At 61.2% G+C, this 17525-nt stretch carries 19 protein-coding genes; 9 read left to right on the forward strand and 10 right to left on the reverse strand.

Annotation, left to right across the window (positions count from 1 at the left end):
• Window positions 1-88 precede the first annotated feature (88 nt).
• From CMI59_RS16870 to CMI59_RS02050, 10 genes are all read right to left on the reverse strand, one after another.
• Window positions 89-328: a type II toxin-antitoxin system VapC family toxin gene (locus tag CMI59_RS16870; RefSeq protein ID WP_363102351.1), complete on the reverse strand. Its 240-nt coding sequence runs from the start codon at window positions 326-328 to the stop codon at window positions 89-91.
• Window positions 325-1419 carry a hypothetical protein gene (locus tag CMI59_RS02010; RefSeq protein ID WP_293324004.1) on the reverse strand — a complete coding sequence of 365 codons (1095 nt, stop codon included), beginning with the start codon at window positions 1417-1419 and terminating at the stop codon, window positions 325-327. Before CMI59_RS02010 ends, CMI59_RS16870 begins: the two co-directional genes overlap by 4 nt.
• A gap of 83 nt (window positions 1420-1502) precedes the next feature.
• Window positions 1503-2249 carry an MT-A70 family methyltransferase gene (locus tag CMI59_RS02015; protein WP_363102352.1) on the reverse strand — a complete coding sequence of 249 codons (747 nt, stop codon included), beginning with the start codon at window positions 2247-2249 and terminating at the stop codon, window positions 1503-1505.
• Entirely contained in the window at window positions 2162-2455 is a 294-nt protein-coding gene (locus CMI59_RS02020; RefSeq protein ID WP_293324010.1) for a hypothetical protein, read from the reverse strand. The genes CMI59_RS02015 and CMI59_RS02020 overlap by 88 nt, the downstream gene beginning before the upstream one ends.
• A 70-nt stretch (window positions 2456-2525) precedes the next feature.
• Window positions 2526-3743: an amidohydrolase family protein gene (locus tag CMI59_RS02025; RefSeq protein ID WP_293324013.1), complete on the reverse strand. Its 1218-nt coding sequence runs from the start codon at window positions 3741-3743 to the stop codon at window positions 2526-2528.
• A 129-nt stretch (window positions 3744-3872) separates the two neighbouring features.
• Window positions 3873-5735, reverse strand: a complete 1863-nt coding sequence (gene ilvD / locus CMI59_RS02030; protein ID WP_293324016.1) for a dihydroxy-acid dehydratase — start codon at window positions 5733-5735, stop codon at window positions 3873-3875.
• Window positions 5736-5968: 233 nt separating this feature from the next.
• A complete protein-coding gene (locus CMI59_RS02035) occupies window positions 5969-6460 on the reverse strand; it encodes an anthrone oxygenase family protein (protein ID WP_293324019.1) in 492 nt (163 codons plus the stop codon).
• Window positions 6461-6474: 14 nt separating this feature from the next.
• On the reverse strand, window positions 6475-7290 hold the full coding sequence (locus CMI59_RS02040; RefSeq protein WP_293324022.1) for a hypothetical protein: 816 nt from the start codon (window positions 7288-7290) through the stop codon (window positions 6475-6477).
• Window positions 7291-7474: 184 nt separating this feature from the next.
• Entirely contained in the window at window positions 7475-8494 is a 1020-nt protein-coding gene (locus tag CMI59_RS02045) for an aspartate-semialdehyde dehydrogenase (protein ID WP_293324050.1), read from the reverse strand.
• A 108-nt stretch (window positions 8495-8602) separates the two neighbouring features.
• Window positions 8603-9112, reverse strand: coding sequence for a winged helix DNA-binding protein (locus CMI59_RS02050; RefSeq protein ID WP_293324053.1), 510 nt, complete (start codon window positions 9110-9112; stop codon window positions 8603-8605).
• A gap of 167 nt (window positions 9113-9279) precedes the next feature.
• Between CMI59_RS02050 and CMI59_RS02055 the strand changes: the two genes are divergently transcribed.
• The 9 genes from CMI59_RS02055 to CMI59_RS02095 all read left to right on the forward strand — a co-directional run.
• Entirely contained in the window at window positions 9280-10548 is a 1269-nt protein-coding gene (locus tag CMI59_RS02055) for a cytochrome P450 (RefSeq protein WP_293324024.1), read from the forward strand.
• The gene (locus CMI59_RS02060; protein WP_293324027.1) at window positions 10545-10946 is read left to right on the forward strand and encodes a nuclear transport factor 2 family protein; all 402 of its coding nucleotides are present in this window, start codon (window positions 10545-10547) and stop codon (window positions 10944-10946) included. Before CMI59_RS02055 ends, CMI59_RS02060 begins: the two co-directional genes overlap by 4 nt.
• A gap of 49 nt (window positions 10947-10995) precedes the next feature.
• Window positions 10996-11541, forward strand: a complete 546-nt coding sequence (locus CMI59_RS02065) for a tetratricopeptide repeat protein (RefSeq protein WP_293324030.1) — start codon at window positions 10996-10998, stop codon at window positions 11539-11541.
• The gene (locus CMI59_RS02070; RefSeq protein WP_293324033.1) at window positions 11538-12296 is read left to right on the forward strand and encodes a hypothetical protein; all 759 of its coding nucleotides are present in this window, start codon (window positions 11538-11540) and stop codon (window positions 12294-12296) included. Before CMI59_RS02065 ends, CMI59_RS02070 begins: the two co-directional genes overlap by 4 nt.
• Window positions 12297-12407: 111 nt before the next feature.
• The gene (locus CMI59_RS02075) at window positions 12408-13280 is read left to right on the forward strand and encodes a hypothetical protein (RefSeq protein ID WP_293324036.1); all 873 of its coding nucleotides are present in this window, start codon (window positions 12408-12410) and stop codon (window positions 13278-13280) included.
• A gap of 11 nt (window positions 13281-13291) precedes the next feature.
• Window positions 13292-14209, forward strand: coding sequence for a hypothetical protein (locus CMI59_RS02080; protein WP_293324038.1), 918 nt, complete (start codon window positions 13292-13294; stop codon window positions 14207-14209).
• A 298-nt stretch (window positions 14210-14507) separates the two neighbouring features.
• On the forward strand, window positions 14508-15332 hold the full coding sequence (gene panB / locus CMI59_RS02085) for a 3-methyl-2-oxobutanoate hydroxymethyltransferase (protein ID WP_293324041.1): 825 nt from the start codon (window positions 14508-14510) through the stop codon (window positions 15330-15332).
• A 164-nt stretch (window positions 15333-15496) separates the two neighbouring features.
• Window positions 15497-16255, forward strand: coding sequence for a tetratricopeptide repeat protein (locus CMI59_RS02090; RefSeq protein ID WP_293324044.1), 759 nt, complete (start codon window positions 15497-15499; stop codon window positions 16253-16255).
• A gap of 25 nt (window positions 16256-16280) precedes the next feature.
• On the forward strand, window positions 16281-17525 hold a 1245-nt coding region (locus CMI59_RS02095), incomplete at its 3' end, for a PQQ-binding-like beta-propeller repeat protein (RefSeq protein WP_293324047.1).

Here is a 17525-nt window from a genome sequence, read left to right on the forward strand (position 1 = left end):
AAGCGCCATCGCATGGCTCTTCATCGCCCACATCCGCATCGTCACACGACGTCTCGCAAGGCCATGAAATCATTGCCGCCTTTATGATTCAGGCTCTAAAGAGGGCTTCGTTTGGACTTGCGTATCTCTCTAAGCCTAACGCACCAACCGCAACGTCCACGGCTTCTTGGGAAGGCATGCCGATTGAGAACTCGCAGTACACGATCTCGGGTATTACCAGCGGACCGCTGGACTTGCGCTTCTCAAGTTCTTCTTGGGCCCAGTGGTGGTGTTGCTCATTTTCGCCAAGAGCATAAATTAAAATATTAGTGTCCAATAATGTGGTCATTTTTCGCGGGTCAGCTTAAGGAGTTCTTCTGCGCTCATATTGGGAACGATATTTTGCTCTCGTAACTCAGCAAGAATTCGTCGTGTTCTCTCGACCGCAAATTTATCTGGGTCAAACTGCTCAAGTTCATCGGCTTCAATTATTTCAAAGCCAGCGTATTTTGCCAACATTGCACAAGCTCTAGGAATAGATTTTAGCACTCTAGGGTTTGTCGGGTGGACAGCTCCTTGCGGGCGAACATCATTTGCCAGCACCCATTCGACATCTTCTATCTTAACGGCAGTTCGTTCGCGTACATGTTCTTCAGAAAAGCGTTCTCGCGAACCACAAGCATCATAGAGTGCTATCAAGTGCTTCTCCGCCAAGTCCTTTTCAACACTCCTCTGGCCACTTAGATCGCCAAAGTTCGAGTTTGCTAAAATAGAGGCATAGCGTGCACCGTCTATATCAATACCATCTAATTTTTGATCCTCGATTAATCGGTCTAGCGCCAGAAAGAGACAGTCTACCCACCACCTCTCAACCCTATTTGTAGAGAAATCAGATAGATGGCTAACGCTGTATAGGTAATACAGGTTGGTAGATAACTTTCTTGCCGTCTTCGCTTTGTACCTGGGATCATTTTTCACAAACGCTTCGATGTCGTTTGCGCTTATTTTTTTAGTGTCCCATCCAAATTGATTTGCGACTCGGTCCTTTATGTAATGACGTGCCCAAAGAGCAGGATAGCGCTGCTCGGGGCCTGCCCCACGCCATTTTCCAACACGGCTGAAATTGAACGCAAATATCGCAAGCTTGTCGAATGAATCTGAGTGATTCCAGTTAATGGCCTGAAAAACGAGTTCATCGGCAATAATAAAGTTAGCGCCACCTTTTGATGAATTGAATAAAAAGAAGTTCACTGGAATGTAATCAAGCAAGCCTTCTTTTTTTACGCGGTTGCGAAATGTTTCCCTTTCCACGTCTTCTGTAACACCATCAAATCCCACACGAATAGCCTGATGTAGTTTTAAAAGGCCATTCTCTTTCTTTCCCCAGCTGAAGTTCTTGGTGAAGCTTCCGGGACGCCAACTTTCGGAAGTATCGCTCATTTCAATGGTCCCCGAATGCGGTGGATTTCCTTCTTATGAAGTGATTAGCCTGTCTCTAACGACTATACTGCGATGTCAATATCTTAAGCCGTGATCTCTTCTTCGTCCTTGACGGATGAGTTGTACGGATAAGTTTTCCACGTAGGTGTATAAGAGCCATCCGCTTGAAGCCCCCATGAAGTCCACCCCTCCCTAACACCACGCGCAAAAAGTTCTAAATAAGGGCCTTGGCTGCAACTCTCGATAAGGTCGTACTGTTCATCTGGCTTGCGACTATGTTCTCTTTTTCTCGCGCCGATATAATTTACCTGAGAACGTCCCGGCTGAAGGGTTCGAGCATTTTTTCCGCGAATGCCAAAAAGCAATATCTCAGTTACGTTGCGAAAATAAAATCCTACACCTCTGCCGTCGCTCCCGCCATCTTTGCGGAGTTTATGCCACACAATATTGGACTTATATTCAAACCCCCACGCTTTCATTACTTCTAACCCATCTGGGAGCAGTGCATTCGGAACCCAAAGATATAGATGAGCTGTGTCTGTAGCGTGTTCGGACACTGGCAACGAGCAAATGTCTGCTTTCGTCATTGTGGCATACCGGTTTAGCCGCCTGTGTTCTGGCGCAACTTTCCCTGTCCGGTTTGTGAACTGCCAGGGAGGGTCAGCCAATATCGTCTTGAACCTTCGGCCACTCAGGCCGCTTCGAAAGTCATCCTCCAGACAGGTATTCTTGCCTTTTTGTTTCACTGCGTACTCACATTCTTTCTTAATTTCGTCTGCTCGTAGAAGCTCCAAACTTCGATGAACAATTCGTTGGGCTCCAAGCCACACAATGCCGCATGAGCTTTGAAATTGCGTTTGACCTTGGCTGGGATTCTAACCTGAAGAGGTTCTTTTTTGGGTGCCGATTTTTTCAGAGGATCCTTCAACATATTATGTCCGCTATCTGCCGAATAAGTCTGCATGCAGGCATGCGAGCATGGCAGCGGATGATTCGTCAATTTTCCTAATGGCTTGCCTGGAAGGGCATTTGCCATTTTGTGTTGGTATGACTTTTTCGGGCAGAGTGCTGCCCGCCGAGAGCAAGGCCCGCCACAAGCTTCAGGGTCATGCGCCGCCCCCGACAACCGCGCCGCGGTGGATGACGTGCTCGATGGCGTCGTCCTCGCCGAGGGCGGCGATGTTTTCGAGCGGATCGATTGTCGTCAGGATCATATCCGCCGCCGCGCCGGGGGTGAGCGTGCCGATCTTTCCGTCCAGGCCGCAGAGACGCGGATTGACGACATACATGGACCGCAGGATGTCCGCCGGCGTTTCGACCTCGGCGCGGATTGCGAATTCGCGGCGCTGGCGCGACTGGCTTTCGCCGATGAGATCCGTGCCCCAACCAAGCGTGACGCCGGCATCACGGGCGATTTCGAGCGAGCGGAGCCCTGCGTCCAGCACCTTGCTGTTCTTGGCCAGGTTCGCCGCCGGGAACCCCATCTGGCGTCCGATAAGGTCCATCGCCTCATAGGTGGAAAGGGTGGGCACCATCACCGCGCCATGCCGCGCGACGGCGGCGGCGGCGCCCGCGTCGATCATGTTGCCATGCTCGATGGTGTGGACGCCGTTCTCCACCGCCATGGCGATCGATTCCGGCGAATAGGCGTGCGCGGCCACATAGGTCTGCCGGTGACGCGCCTCCTCGCAGGCGGCCATGATTTCGGCTGCCGTGTACTGAACGGATTCCAGCGGGTCGGCGGGCGAGGCGACGCCGCCCGAGACATGGATCTTGATGAAGTCCGAGCCGTCGCGCAGATTGTGCCGCGCGGCCTTGCGCACCGCGTCCGGCCCGTCGGCGACGATGCCGAAGGCGGTGTGGCGCATCTCGCAGGCGCAGGTCGGCACGGGGCGGGGGCCCGATTCCGCATCGCCATGTCCGCCCGTCTGGGTAAGCATCCGCCCGGCGCGGATAATGCGCGGGCCCTCGGCCATGCCGGCCCTGATGGCGCGCATCAGCCCTTCGACATCGCCGCCCAGATCGCGCACCGTGGTGAAGCCGCGCAGGAGCGTTTCCCTGGCGAGGCGCGCCATGACGATGCCGAATTCGACCTCGGACCAGCGCTGAAGCCGCGCGAAATCGAGCGTCGCGAGACGGAAATGCACATGCGCGTCGATGAAGCCGGGCAGCAGGAAGCTGCCCTTGGCGTCGATCTCGACATCCGCGGCCGCATCCTCGCCGATGCCGACGATCTTGCCGTCCTCTGAAACGACAGGGCCGTCCTCGACGAAGGCCATGTTCTCCACATCGAGCCGTCGCGCATTTCTGATGACAAGTCGCATTGTTCCCCCGCTATCCGCCGTATCGCCTCGGCCATGTTGTTTGCGCTCATCATAGGGGAGAGCACGCAAAACAAAAACGGCAGGGGATGACCCTGCCGTTCGTTTGCGTTTTGCCGAAGGTGAGCGGCGTCAGTGGATGCCTGCCGCCTTGTCGATGGCGTCCTTGTCGCGCACGGCGCCCTTGTCGGCGCTGGTGGCGAAAGCGGCATAGGTCTTGAGCGCGGTGGAGATGGCGCGCTTGCGCGGCTTCACCGGCCGCCAGCCCTTTTTATCCTGTTCGGCCCGACGCTCCGCGAGTTCCTCGTCGCTCACCCGCGCCGCGATGGTGCGGCCCGGCACGTCGATGTCGATGAGGTCGCCGTCCTGCACGAGGCCGATGGCGCCGCCTTCCGCCGCTTCCGGCGAGGCATGGCCGATGGACAGGCCCGAGGTGCCGCCGGAGAAACGTCCGTCGGTGAAGAGCGCGCATTTGGCGCCCAGACCCTTCGACTTCAGATAAGAGGTCGGGTAGAGCATTTCCTGCATGCCGGGGCCGCCGCGCGGGCCTTCATAGCGGATGACGACCACGTCGCCTTCCTTGATCTTGCCTGTCAGGATGGCGCTCACCGCATCGTCCTGGCTTTCGAAGATCCGGGCCGTGCCGGTGAATTTCAGGATGCTGTCATCGACACCCGCCGTCTTCACCACGCAACCATTGAGCGCGATATTGCCGTAGAGAACGGCCAGCCCGCCATCCTTGGAAAAGGCGTGCTCGACATTGCGGATGACGCCGCCCTCGCGGTCGAGGTCGAGGCTTTCCCATTTGCTGTCCTGGCTGAACGCCGTCTGCGTCGGCACGCCGCCGGGCGCGGCAAGGAAGAGCTCCTTGGCAGCGGGGCTCGCCGTGTTGCGGGCGATGTCCCATGTGTCGAGCGCTTCGGCCATCGTCGCGGCATGGACGGTCGGCAACCGATTGTGCAGCAACCCGCCGCGGTCGAGTTCGCCGAGGATCGACATGATGCCGCCCGCGCGATGCACGTCTTCCATATGCACATCGTCCTTGGACGGCGCGACCTTGCAGAGCACCGGCACGCGGCGCGACAGCCGGTCGATATCGGCCATGGTGAAGTCGATCCCGCCTTCGGAGGCGGCGGCGAGAATATGCAGCACCGTATTGGTGGAGCCGCCCATGGCGATGTCGAGCGACATGGCGTTCTCGAAGGCTTCCCTGGTGGCGATGGAGCGCGGCAGCACGGAGGTGTCATCCTGCTCGTAGCAGCGCCTGGCAAGATCCACGATGCGGCGGCCCGCCTCGAGGAAGAGCGCCTCGCGCGCGGCATTGGTGGCCAGCGTCGAGCCATTGCCCGGCAGGCTGAGCCCCAGCGCCTCGGTGAGGCAGTTCATCGAGTTCGCGGTGAACATGCCCGAGCAGGAGCCGCAGGTGGGGCAGGCCGAGCGCTCGATGGTCTGGACTTCCTCGTCGCTATAGCCTTCATCGGCCGCGGCGACCATGGCGTCCACGAGGTCGAGCGCTTTGGTCTTGTCGCGCAGTTCCACCTTGCCCGCTTCCATCGGGCCGCCGGAAACGAAGACCGCCGGGATGTTGAGCCGCATGGCCGCGTTCAGCATGCCGGGCGTGATCTTGTCGCAATTGGAGATGCAGACCATGGCGTCGGCGCAATGGGCGTTGACCATATATTCCACGCTGTCGGCGATGATCTCGCGCGAGGGCAGCGAATAGAGCATGCCGTCATGGCCCATCGCGATGCCGTCATCGACCGCGATGGTGTTGAATTCCTTGGCGACGCCGCCGGCCTTTTCGATTTCGCGGGCGACGAGCTGGCCGAGATCCTTCAGATGTACATGGCCGGGCACGAACTGGGTGAAGGAATTCACCACGGCGATGATCGGCTTGCCGAAATCGCCTTCTTTCATACCGGTGGCGCGCCACAAGCCGCGGGCGCCGGCCATGTTGCGGCCATGGGTCGTGGTGCGTGAACGATAGCTGCCCATGATGATCTGGTCCTCGTGCTACTTCTGTCGCCGTCGGGGCTGTTCCCGACGCGGCGGGAGAATAGTCCTTGCAGCCGCCTGCGTCGAATGCCTGCCATAGACATGGCCATGCGAGCGGCCCGGATGAAGGGCATTAGAGATAAAATATCACTGCGGTCAACAGTTTAGCGGCGCAAAAGCGCGGCGCGCGCGCCGTGGACAGGCAAAGAAAAACCATGCTCACGACCGGGGTATCAGCCGAATTCCTGCTCCGCAGCCGCGATCGAAAAGGCGATGGCCGCCAGCAGCGTCGTCACCGTGCGCAGATGGTTCCACTTCGTCCAGCGCGAGAGATAGCGGGACCACACGCCGTCGGCCTCCGGCGAGGCGGCATCGGTGCGCTCCAGCTCATTGTTGAGCGGCACGTTGAAGACGATGGTGCTGACGAAAGAGGTCACGAAATAGAGCAATGCGCCGATGAGGGCGTAGCCCGAGCGCAGGTCGCCCCAGCCGAACCACCAGGCGGCGATGAGGAAGAGGCTCAATATCGCGCTGCCGAAAAAGGCGGGCAGGAAAAGCGAGCGGACGATCACCCGGTTGATGGACTGCATGGCGCTCATGCCATGCTCGCGCGGGACTTCCGCAAAGGCCTGCATGATGAAGGTCGAGAAGGCGAAATAGATCCCGCCAACGATCGCGCAGCCGATGGCCGCGAGCAGCAGGGCAGCAAAGACGATGAACGACATGATGCGTTCTCCCTTCAGTTTCCGGGTGGGTCTTCCTGATAGACGGGCTCCATGTCGCCGTCATGCCAGGCCAGCACGAGAAGGCATTTCTTTCCCGGGGCGAGGCCGGCGCCGCAGCGCGACTTGTTCACCTCGATGCGGATGACCGCGCCGTCCGGCCCGTCTTCGATGGCGCGCAGCGCACCCGTCTCACGGATCGGGTGACGGTAGCCCTTGCCCGACAGCGCGATCTCCATGTCACAGCCATTATTGTGACAGAAGGCCGTCGCCGCGCCTTTGCAGGCGAGCCGGCGCTTGTCGATCAGATAGTCGGGCTTGCCGTCGCCGTCGAAATCCTGCGTGCGGACGGAGGCGGGCGCGTCCGCCCCGCTATCGAGCCTGCCGCCGAGCTTGCGGCATTCGGTCCGGGTTTCGGCGACGAGCGCGCTCACCGCGACGGGCAGCGTGAACATCCGGTCTGCCTGCAGGTAACGGTAATAGTCCGAGGCCTGACGGATATTGTCTTTCAGCACGGCGATCCGCGCGCGATAGGCGCCGCGCAGGCAGTCCACATTGCTGCCGCAGGTCTTGCGGGTTTGCAGAAAGGCTTGCGCATCCTCGCGGCGCGCATTCAGCACGCCCATCGTGCCGAGCGGCATCTGTTTATAGGCAAACCAGAGCGCGCCCATCTCGCTGTCGAGCGCGGAAAGATCCGGCGTCCGGCAGACGGTCGTTTCGTCCGGCGCCGCTGCGCGGGCGCAGTCGAAACTCGCCGCGGAAGCGGTGGAGGGCATGGCGCCCATGACGCATGTGAGCAGGAAAGCGGAGAGGAGAAGCTGGCGGATCGTCATGTCGCAATCGGGCTTTCACGTTTCTTGTTGTCGAAGATCGTTTGTCGCAATCACCCATTATGCATAATTTGACGGATCGGGACGGTTCCGGCTTTGGATATTTATGACCCCTCGGAAGACGCCATCCGAAACGAAAAAGGCCCCGGCGTGCAACCGGGGCCTTTCGCATGTCGTTTTCCGGCGCTTACTTCACCAGCAATTCGCCGATCTGGACCGCATTGAGGGCGGCGCCCTTGAGAAGCTGGTCGCCGGCCACGAAGAGCGAGATCGATTTGCCGCTCGGGTCGGAAATGTCCTGGCGGATGCGGCCGACCAGAATGTCGTCCTCGCCGGAAGCATCCTTCGGCATGGGGAAGTAGTTCTTCTCCCGGTCGTCCACGAGTTTCACGCCCGGCGCGGTGGAGAGGATGTCCTTCACCTCGGCAACCGAGATCGGCTTTTCGCATTCGAAGTCGATGGCTTCGCAATGGGCGCGCAGCACCGGCACGCGCACGCAGGTCGCGGTGACGCGGATGTCGGCGTCGGCGAAGATCTTCTTCGTCTCCTTCACCATCTTCAGCTCTTCTTCGTTGTAGCCGTTTTCCGGATCGATATCGGAATTGTGGCTGAAGACGTTGAAGGGGTAGGGGTGCGGAATGATCTTCTGCTCAAAGGGCTCACCGGAAAGATGCGCGCGGGTCGCCTCTTCCAGCTCGTCCATCGCCGCCTGACCCGCGCCCGATGCGGCCTGATAGGTCGCGGCGATGATGCGCGTGATGCGGTTCTTCCGATGGATCGGCCAGAGCGGCGTGATCGCGATGATGGTCGAGCAGTTGGGATTGGCGATGATGCCCTTATGGCCCGCCGCCGCTTCCGGATTGATCTCCGGCACCACGAGCGGCACGTCGGGGTCCATGCGGAAGGCCGAGGAATTGTCGATCATCACCGCGCCCGCGCGCTTCACCGCCTCGGCGAATTTGCGCGAAATGCTGCCGCCCGCCGAGAAGAAGGCGATATCGACGCCCTGAAAGCTCTCTTCGGTCAGTTCCTCGACCGAGATCTCCTCGCCCCGGAATGTCATGGTTTTGCCGGCAGAGCGCGCGGAGGCCAGCAGTTTCAGTTTCGAGACCGGGAAGTTCCGCTCTTCGAGACATTTCAGCATCTCCACGCCGACGGCGCCGGTGGCGCCCGCAATGGCGATGACGGGATTGGAAATCGCGCTCATATCTGTTCTTTCGCTCAAGGGGGCGCCTTTGGAGAACGGTCTGGGGCGCGCCTGCCGGATTGATGGCGAGCGTATATCAGCGCCTCCGCCCCCTAGGCAAGGCGAGGCTCAGTCCTGGCGGAAGCCGTCCACGATCTCGGTGATGCGCTTGAAGAAGTGAAGGCCCTGCTCGATTTCCTCGTCGCTCATGTGATCGACGATCCGCTGAACGAAGGCCTCGCCCCCGGCGATCATGCGTTTCATATGGGTCTCGCCCTTAGGCGTGAGCTTGACGATCTTCTCCCGGCCGGAGCGGGGGTCTTCCACAAGCCGCACCAGGTCCAGCGGCGGCTGGGCCATGCCGCGCAAGGCCTTGGTAACGGCCCCGCCCGAGATTTCGAACCAGGCTTCCAGCGAGCGCTCGATGGCCTTGCGGTTCATCTCCCGGCCCTCGCGGCCTTCCGAATGGATAAGCCAGAGCATGGCCACCTGATGGCGGCTGAGCATCCCGCCGCGCAGCGCATCCTCGACGCCGATCCCGGCCTTGTAATGGATCGGATAGTAGTATTCGAGAAAGCGCAGCGCCGCGTCCGGGATGGCCTTTGCCGCCTTGCCTTTGCTGCCGCCTGTTGTCTTCACCGCCAAACTCGCCTCCTGGAACCGTTCGCGCTGCCCGCGAATCCGCGCGGGAATTGTAGGCCGGGCATCCGGTCTCATCACGATCCAAACAGTTTACAAAAGAAACAGTTTATGAAAGAAACATTATGCGCATGGGAGGTGCGCCGGGTCGAAAAAGGGAGGACGACATGCCGGATCAAGGGCCGAACGGCCGGGATAAAGAGGCCGCCGCTCTGGTGGCGGCGCTGCCCAGAGGCGACACCATCGCCGCGCCTTATGAACTTTATGACCGGCTCAGGCCTTTCGGTCCGGTCTATGGCTATCGCGACTATCCGCCGGGCACGGTGCCGGAGGCGGACGACCCCGTGACCGCCTGGGTGCTGCTCGATTATGAGCATGTCTCGGCGGCGGCCCGCGACCATCGGACGTTTTCCTCGCGCGATCCGCTTCAGGAGCAGTCTTCCGCGCCGACGCTGATGCTGGTCAATCACGACAATCCCGAACATGACCGGCTGCGCGGCATCGTCAATCTCGCCTTTTCCCGGCGCCGCATCGAGGAACTGGAGCCCTGGGTGGCGGGGATCGTCGCCGATATGGTGACGCCGCTTCGGGGCGAGGTGGAGGTGATGGAAGCGCTGTCGGCGCGTATTCCGGCCCGCATCATGGTGGGTTTGCTCGGCCTGCCCGAAAGCATTGTCGACCGCTTCCGCCACTGGGCGACCGCCTTCATGCTCTCCGCCGATCTGAGCCCCGCCGACCGGGAAGCAAGTAATGCCGAACTGGTCGGCTATTTCATCGAGACGGTGGGCGATCTCGACCGCAGGTTGAAGGCAGGTGAAGAGGTGCCGGACTCGCTCATCACCGCGCTGCTGAAAGCGGAGATGGAAGGCGAGAAGCTGACCCTCGACGAGGTGATCCGCTTCTGTATCACGCTTGTCGTGGCGGGCGCGGAGACGACAACCTTCCTGCTCGGCAATCTGCTGCACAATCTGGCCGCCATGCCGGATGTCCGCGCGCAGCTCGCCGCCGACCGTTCGCTTGTCGGGGCCTTTATCGACGAAAGCCTGCGCCATGGCGGGCCGCCGCAGCGGCTGTTCCGTATCGCCACGCAGGATGTGGAGATCGGCGGGCGGCGTATCAAAGAGGGAGACTGGGTGGCGCTCTTCTTCGCCGCGGCCAATCACGACCCGGCCATGTTTCCCGCTCCGGAGGTTTTCGACATAACCCGGCCGAACCTCAACAAGCAGCTTACCTTCGGCGTTGGCATTCATCATTGCCTCGGCTCGGCGCTGGCGCGCATGGAGGGCAAGGCGCTCATCGAGGCGATGCTCGACCGCATGGATGACATTTCGCTCGGCAGCGAGGCCCCGGTGCCGCAGCGCGCCAGCCTGCTCAATCACGGCTTCGACCGGCTGAGCCTTCGTTTTACATCCCATCGGCAGGGAGAAGCGGCATGAGCGAGACGCAAAAGAACATTGAGGCGACGCAGGCGCTCTTCGCGGCCTTCGGTGCGCAGGACATTCCCGGCATAATGGAATTCCTTCACCCCGACATCGGGATCGAATTCTACGGCCCGCAAGTCATTCCCTATGCCGGCACCTATAGCGGCCTGGAAGAATGCCGGGGCTTTTTCGAGACCGTGCTTTCCTCCGTCGATATTCACCAGTTCGACGCGGAAGAATTCATCGCCGAGCGGGACAAGGTGGTCGTGACGGGCCATCTCAACCTGACAGCGAAAGCGACCGGACGCAGCATCGATTCCGACTTCGTGCATGTCATCACGCTGAAGGACGGCAAATGGCTGCGCTTTCGCGACTTCATGAACACCGCGGTCGCCGTCGCGGCTTTCGCCTGACGGCCGAACAAGGTAGTCTCCCGGCTCTGAAAAAGAGCGAGATGACGAGATGTTCGGTAAAGCGGGATTTGCTGTTTCTGGGTTTTGTGCGCTGTCGGTTCTTGCCGGCGCCGCTATGGCGGGCGCCGTGCCCGCGCGTGCGGACGCCGTCGATCAGGCGAATTTCTGCTACGTCTATACGAGCGGCGGCCAGAACGACAAGGCGATCGAGGCCTGCAGCAAGGCGATTGCCTCCGGCGACCTGCAGGACGCGGACCTCGTCAGCGCATTGATAAATCGCGGTGTGGCCTACAAGGCCGAAGGCAAGCTCGATGCCGCCATCGGCGACTACACACAGGCGCTGAAGCTCGTGCCGCAGGATGCGCTGGTCCTGAGCAACCGGGCCAATGCCTATCTGGAGAAGGGCGATCTCGACGCGGCCGAGGACGACATCAAGAAGTCCCTCGACATCGATCCCAAATCCGCCGCCGCCTGGTATGTCAGCGGCGAGATCAAGGACGCGAAGGGCGAGCCCGGCGCGCGCAAGGATTACATCCAGGCGCTGGCGCTTGCGCCGGACAACAAGACCTATCAGGCGAAGGTGGCCGGCAAATGAGTGCCCATAAGCTGGACGTCATGGCCACGGTCGCGGAAGCCTATCGCGGCGCCTGGACCCATTTCAGCGACATGTTCCGCCTCATCTGGCTGGCGGGTGCGCTTTATATCCTTCTCTCTGTCGGGACGGTTTTTCTCGATCCGAAGACGGACACGGTTTTCTTCCTGCTGCTGGAACTCGCCTCGCTCTTTCTCTGGCCGATCGTCGCCGTTACCTGGCATCGCTTCATTCTGCTGGGCGACGAACCGGCGGGCCGTATTCATTTCTCCTTCGGACGGCGCGAGGCGCGGTTTCTGCTCGTGACCATCATGCTGTCGCTGTTCATGGTGCCGGGCTTCCTCAGCTTCATGCTGGTCGGCGCTCTGGCGCAGGACGGGCAGGGCTCTCAGCTGGCTGCGATGATCGCAATTGTCGGCATCGCCTTGCTGATGGCGGGCGTCTTTTTCATGGTTCGCCTGTCCCTGCTTCTGCCCGCGGTGGCGGTGGATGAGGCGGTCAATGCCGGGCGCATGCTGGAACGCACGAAAGGCAATTTCTGGCGGCTTTTCGGTGTTGCGGCCCTGTCGGCGCTGCCCTTCTTCGCCGCTCTCGTGCTGTTCGACGCCTTGCCGCTGGCGCTCAAGGCTATCGGAACGGCCATCGTGATGCTGTTCTACGCCATCGTGAATGTCGCCGTGCTGTCCATCGCCTATCGCGAACTGGCAGGCCCGGCGGGCACCCACGCGCCGGAACCGGAAATCGACGCAACTCTTTAGTCACCAATCCGGCAGGAGTGCGCAATCAGCGCTGGACGATGGTCGCTGCCTCCATAGAATATTGATTTCATGATGTGGCGCGGGGGCGCCGCAAGCCTGGGGGGAGTTCACATGAACAAGCTGCGCGTAATCTCGTCGGTGAGCGAAGTGCTCTCGGGGGTCTTTCGCCATTATTTCCAGCTCATCCTGGTGGCCTGGCCGGCCATCCTGCTGCTCCTTGTGTCCTTCGGGGCGTTGGTGTGGATGTATCTCAGCACCGGCATCCTCGATGCGGTCGGCGGCCAGAACCCCGAAGAGGTCAAGGCGGCGCTGGAACAGATGGAAGCGGGCGGAACCAGCATCGGCTTCATTTTGATCGCTCTGCTGGCAGGGCTGGCGAGCGCGGTTGCGGCGGTTCGCTGGCATCGTTTCGTCCTGCTGGGCGAAGGGGCCGATGGCCGGATGGAGAATATTCGCGTGCTGCGCGCTGAGGATGGCTCCTACATCTGGACCTCGATCAAGCTCATCCTTGTCTACATGCTCTTCATCGCGGCTTTTTTCATTCTCGTCGCGCTGGTCGTGATGCTTGGCCGCGCCGTCGCCGGCGGGGGCAATGCGGGTGTGGAAGCCTTTGCCGCGCTGGCTGCGGTGATCGGCTATGTCTTCGCCTTGATGATTATGTTCCGCCTGATGGTCGCCTTGCCCGACGCCGCTATGGGACGGGGCGGTCGCGTGATCGAGATATTCCGGCGGACCCACGGCAATAGCTGGCGCCTGCTCGGGGCCTTCATGCTCCTGTTCCTTTTGGGCGCGGTCGTGTTGGGCGTTGTCGGCTTCGCGCTTGGTCTGCTGGCAAGTGTCGGCATAGTTGGGGCCGTGATCGGCGTCATCCTTTATGCCGGTGCCTATCTCTTCTTCCTGATGATGCAGATCACAATGCTCTCCGTCTCCTATCGCGAGATCATCGGGCTTCCGGGCAGTGGGGAATCGCCGGCCGCCGTCTAGGGAGAGTTCTCATGAACAAGCTTCCGGTCTTTGCAGCCTTTCGCGAAGTGTATGCGGGCGTGACGCGCCACTATATTCAATTGCTGGGTGCCGCCTGGCCTGCCGTCGCACTCATGGTTGCCATGAGCTTCGCCGTGTATGGATATCAGGAATGGAGCGGTTACAATGATGCCGCCCGCGCTTTTCTGAAGAATCCGAATCCGGAAGATTTCAAAAACCTGCAACGGATGACTGGAGCCATCCCGGCGCGGATACTGAGCTGGGGTTCGTCAATCGTGACATTCGTCGCTGGCGCGGTCGCCGCTGTTCGCTGGCATCGTTTCGTTCTTTTGGGAGAAAAAGGTTTCTCAGGACAGCCGTCCCTCCGCAGGGTGAGGCGCGAGGACGGCGCCTATGTTTGGGCGATGATCAAGCTGGGGCTGGTCGTGGCTCTGTGGACAATTTTCGGAGTCATTCTTTTTGCTTTCTACGGCAGCCAAACGGGACTTTCGGAGCATTTAAAAAACAGTGGCCTTCTCTCGACATTATTTTCATTGGCCGTTTTGGCGGGCCTTTGCGGGGGGGTGGCTCTGATATTGAGAGGGGCGCTCGTTCTGCCTCATGCGGCCCTAGGCGAGGGCAGCAGACTGGGAGATGTTTTCGGACGGAGTTCGGGAAACGGCCTGCGCCTGCTGGGGCTGGTGGTGTTGTTGTACCTGCCGTTTATGCTGCTGATAGTCGTGGCACTCATCGCAAGCGGAGGAAGCCTGTTTCGGCTTGCCACAGGACTGACTGTAGATGGGCTGGGCGTGACGTGGATACTGACTTCGCTGGTCGGCACGGCGATCTATTTTTATGCCGTCATGCTGCAGGTCACCATGCTCTCCGTTTCCTATCGCGAGATCGTGGGGCTGCCGGAAGACACGCGCTCGCCGGAGGTAACTGCCTGACACTATTGTCAGTTTTCGGTCCGGGCGCGGGGCGGCGTTTGCACTTTTCGTGACATTCGGCTAGTTTTCGCCTTGGAAGAAACGCTCGAAAAGCGATGGCTCCCACTCAGATGCCCGTATGTAACGGGTGCGGGAATGGCCAGGACGCCGAAAGGTCGGCGCCCAGATGAACCGGCATCCGGCCGGTAATCCAATCGAAACGCCATAGACCGGCGGATGTCCCCGAACGCGCTTCGAGACATCGGCCGCCCTGACATTCCCGATAGGCCGCAAGGCCGCATAGGAGGAGGCGAGCTTCATGTCCGTCCATTCCAAGACGCGCCGTATCACCGTTCCCGAAATCCGCGCCCGCAAGGGCGGCGACCCCATCGTGTCGCTGACGTCCTATCACGCGCACACCGCCCGCTATGTCGATCCTTATGTCGACTTCCTGCTGGTGGGCGACTCGCTGGGCATGGTCATGTACGGCATGGAAACCACGCTCGGCGTTACGCTCGATATGATGATCGCGCATGGCGCCGCCGTGATGCGCGGGACCGAACGCGCGCTGGTGGTGGTGGACATGCCCTTCGGCTCCTATGAGGAAAGCCCGCCAGAGGCCTTCCGCAACGCCGTCCGCATCATCAAGGAAACCGGCTGCGCCGCCGTGAAGATGGAAGGCGGCGCGCGCATCGCCGACACCATCCATTACCTCACCGAGCGCGGCATTCCGGTGATGGCCCATATCGGCCTGACGCCGCAAAGCACGAACGTGATGGGCGGCTTCAAGACGCAGGGCCGCGAAGAATCGGAATGGGCCGCCATCGAGGCCGATGCCAAGGCGGTGGCGGATGCCGGCGCCTTCGCCGTGGTGGTGGAGGGCGTGGCCGAGCCGCTGGCCGCCCGCATCACTGGCCAGATCGAGATCCCGACCATCGGCATCGGCGCGTCGCCGGTCTGCGACGGCCAGATCCTGGTGCTGGAGGATATGCTGGGCCTGTCGCCCAAACCGCCGAAATTCGTCCGGGAATTCGCCTCTCTGGGCGCCCAGATCGCCGGGGCGGCGGAGGCCTATGCCGACGCCGTGCGCAATCGCAGCTTCCCGGCGCAGGAGCATACCTACGGCATGAAAAAGGCCAAGTAAGCCCCGTTACCAATTCGTCATTTCGCCGAGGCCCGCCCCGTTTGCCATCGTCTCCGGGGCGGGCTATTTTACGCCGCCTGCCAGACCGTTTTCCGGATCGGAGAACGGTCCGATTTGTAAATGGCGGGAGAGCCTGCCGAACCGGTTTTCCTCGGAGCAAAGATTTGAGCGATATTTTCCGCGAAGTCGAACAGGACCTTCGCCGCGAACGGGCTTCCAAACTCTGGGAGAAATACGGCATCTACGTCATCGGCCTTGCCGTGGCGATCGTGGTGGGAGCCGCCGCGATCATCGGCTGGCAGGAATGGCGCAAATCCGTCAATGAGGCCGCTTCCGACCGCTATGACGAGGTCGTGGCCGCGGCGCAGAAGGAAAAGCCCGCCGAAGCGGTGGCGACGCTGAAACAGTTCGCCGATGAGAATTCCGGCGGCTATGCCGTGCTGGCGCGCCTGGAGCTGGCTAATGCCCTGATGGAAGACGGCAAGACCGACGAGGCCGTCAAGGCGTTCGAGGCGGTCGCCAATGATTCCGATGCGACGGATATCATTCGCGGCATGGCCACCATCAAGGCCACGCTGCTGAACCTGGACGAGGCGAGCCTGGACGATGTGAAGGCGCGCATGATGCCGCTGGTCGAGGCGCGGTCTCCCTGGGCAAGCAACGCACATGAGCTGATGGGGCTTGCAGCCTATCGCGCCGGCGACTACCAGTTCGCCAATGAACAGTTTCAGGCCATTCTGGAAAGCCAGAGCATCCCGCCGGGCATGCGCGACCGCGCCCATGTGATGCAGGCGGTGCTCGCGCCTTATCTCGAAACGGCGGCGGCCGATGAGGATGGCAAGAAGGACGAAGCCGCAGCTAAGGCCGGCGGGGAAGCAGCCCCGGCCGGGGCGGAGGCGTCGGATGCGGCAAACGGGAAGTGAGACATCAATGTCGGGGGAGTTACGCATGACCGGAACGCAGCAGCCGGAGAAGAACGGCCATTTTGGGACCCGCGCGCTTCGGCTCGGCCTCGTTTGCATCGCGCTGGCCGGGCTTGCAGGCTGCGACACGGTGAACGACGTGTTCTCCAGCAGCGACAACGGGCAGAAGCTGCAGGGCGAACGGCTCTCGGTGATGGAACTCGGCGGCAGGCTGGAAGTCGATCCGCTGTCGGCGGACGAGAAGGTCATTCTGCCCAAGCCCTATGAGAATGCCGATTGGCCGCAGCCCGGCGGCGCGCCGGACAATGCGATGTATCACCTGGCCGCGCCGGGCAAGCTGGACGAGATCTGGTCCGTCGATGCGGGCGACGGCTCCAGCAGCGAAGGCGAGCTTGTGGCATCGCCCATCATCGCGGATGGCCGGATCTACGTGCTCGATACCGAAGCCACCGTGCGCGCCTTTTCCGTCTCGGGCGGCAAGGAGTTGTGGGAAACCGAACTCGTGCCCGAGGACGAGGACGCCGATGAAGGCCGCGGCGGCGGCGTCGCCTTCAATGACGGCAAGGTGTTCGTGACCACCGGCTTTGGCGAGGTGCATGCACTCGACGCCGCAACCGGCAAGAATGTCTGGACGAAAAAGCTGCGCGAGCCTTTCCGCGCCGCGCCGACGGTAAACGGCGGCCGGGTGTTCGCCATCACCTCCGACAATCAGCTGCTCGCTCTGGACGAGAAGACCGGCACCGTGCTCTGGCGCCATCGCGGCATTGCCGAGAGTGCGGGCATCGTCTCCTCGACGAGCCCCGCCGTGGCCGGGTCGATCGTGGTGGTGCCCTACAGCTCGGGCGAACTCTTCGCGATCCGCGTCCAGAACGGCACGCCCGTCTGGAGCGACTCGCTGACCCGGACCGGCAATCTGACCTCGCTCAGCTCGCTGAACGATATCGCAGGCCGCCCCGTCATCGACCGTGACCGCGTTTTCGCCGCCAGCCATTCCGGCCGCATGGTCTCGATCGACCTGCGGACCGGCGAGCGCGTCTGGACCAAGGATGTTGCCAGCGTGCAGACCCCCTGGGTCGCCGGCGACTGGGTCTTCATCGTGACGAGCGAACAGCAGGTGGCGGCGCTGTCGCGTCGCGACGGCCGTATCCGCTGGATTACAAGCCTGCCGCGCTTCGAGGACCCGGAAGACCGGACGGAGCCGATTTCCTGGTCCGGCCCGGTGCTGGCGGGCGATCGCCTTGTGCTAGTGTCCACCAGTGGCGAGGCGGTA

Source organism: Parvibaculum sp., from assembly GCF_002684405.1.
In the GTDB taxonomy this organism is placed as follows: Bacteria; Pseudomonadota; Alphaproteobacteria; order Parvibaculales; family Parvibaculaceae; genus Parvibaculum.

Coding starts and splice junctions, on each gene's coding strand:
- CMI59_RS16870 (WP_363102351.1), bottom strand. CDS start 328: ATGACCACATTATTGGACACTAATATTTTAATTTATGCTCTTGGCGAA.
- CMI59_RS02010 (WP_293324004.1), bottom strand. CDS start 1,419: ATGAGCGATACTTCCGAAAGTTGGCGTCCCGGAAGCTTCACCAAGAAC.
- CMI59_RS02020 (WP_293324010.1), bottom strand. CDS start 2,455: ATGGCAAATGCCCTTCCAGGCAAGCCATTAGGAAAATTGACGAATCAT.
- CMI59_RS02025 (WP_293324013.1), bottom strand. CDS start 3,743: ATGCGACTTGTCATCAGAAATGCGCGACGGCTCGATGTGGAGAACATG.
- ilvD (WP_293324016.1), bottom strand. CDS start 5,735: ATGGGCAGCTATCGTTCACGCACCACGACCCATGGCCGCAACATGGCC.
- CMI59_RS02035 (WP_293324019.1), bottom strand. CDS start 6,460: ATGTCGTTCATCGTCTTTGCTGCCCTGCTGCTCGCGGCCATCGGCTGC.
- CMI59_RS02040 (WP_293324022.1), bottom strand. CDS start 7,290: ATGACGATCCGCCAGCTTCTCCTCTCCGCTTTCCTGCTCACATGCGTC.
- CMI59_RS02045 (WP_293324050.1), bottom strand. CDS start 8,494: ATGAGCGCGATTTCCAATCCCGTCATCGCCATTGCGGGCGCCACCGGC.
- CMI59_RS02055 (WP_293324024.1), top strand. CDS start 9,280: ATGCCGGATCAAGGGCCGAACGGCCGGGATAAAGAGGCCGCCGCTCTG.
- CMI59_RS02060 (WP_293324027.1), top strand. CDS start 10,545: ATGAGCGAGACGCAAAAGAACATTGAGGCGACGCAGGCGCTCTTCGCG.
- CMI59_RS02065 (WP_293324030.1), top strand. CDS start 10,996: ATGTTCGGTAAAGCGGGATTTGCTGTTTCTGGGTTTTGTGCGCTGTCG.
- CMI59_RS02070 (WP_293324033.1), top strand. CDS start 11,538: ATGAGTGCCCATAAGCTGGACGTCATGGCCACGGTCGCGGAAGCCTAT.
- CMI59_RS02075 (WP_293324036.1), top strand. CDS start 12,408: ATGAACAAGCTGCGCGTAATCTCGTCGGTGAGCGAAGTGCTCTCGGGG.
- CMI59_RS02080 (WP_293324038.1), top strand. CDS start 13,292: ATGAACAAGCTTCCGGTCTTTGCAGCCTTTCGCGAAGTGTATGCGGGC.
- panB (WP_293324041.1), top strand. CDS start 14,508: ATGTCCGTCCATTCCAAGACGCGCCGTATCACCGTTCCCGAAATCCGC.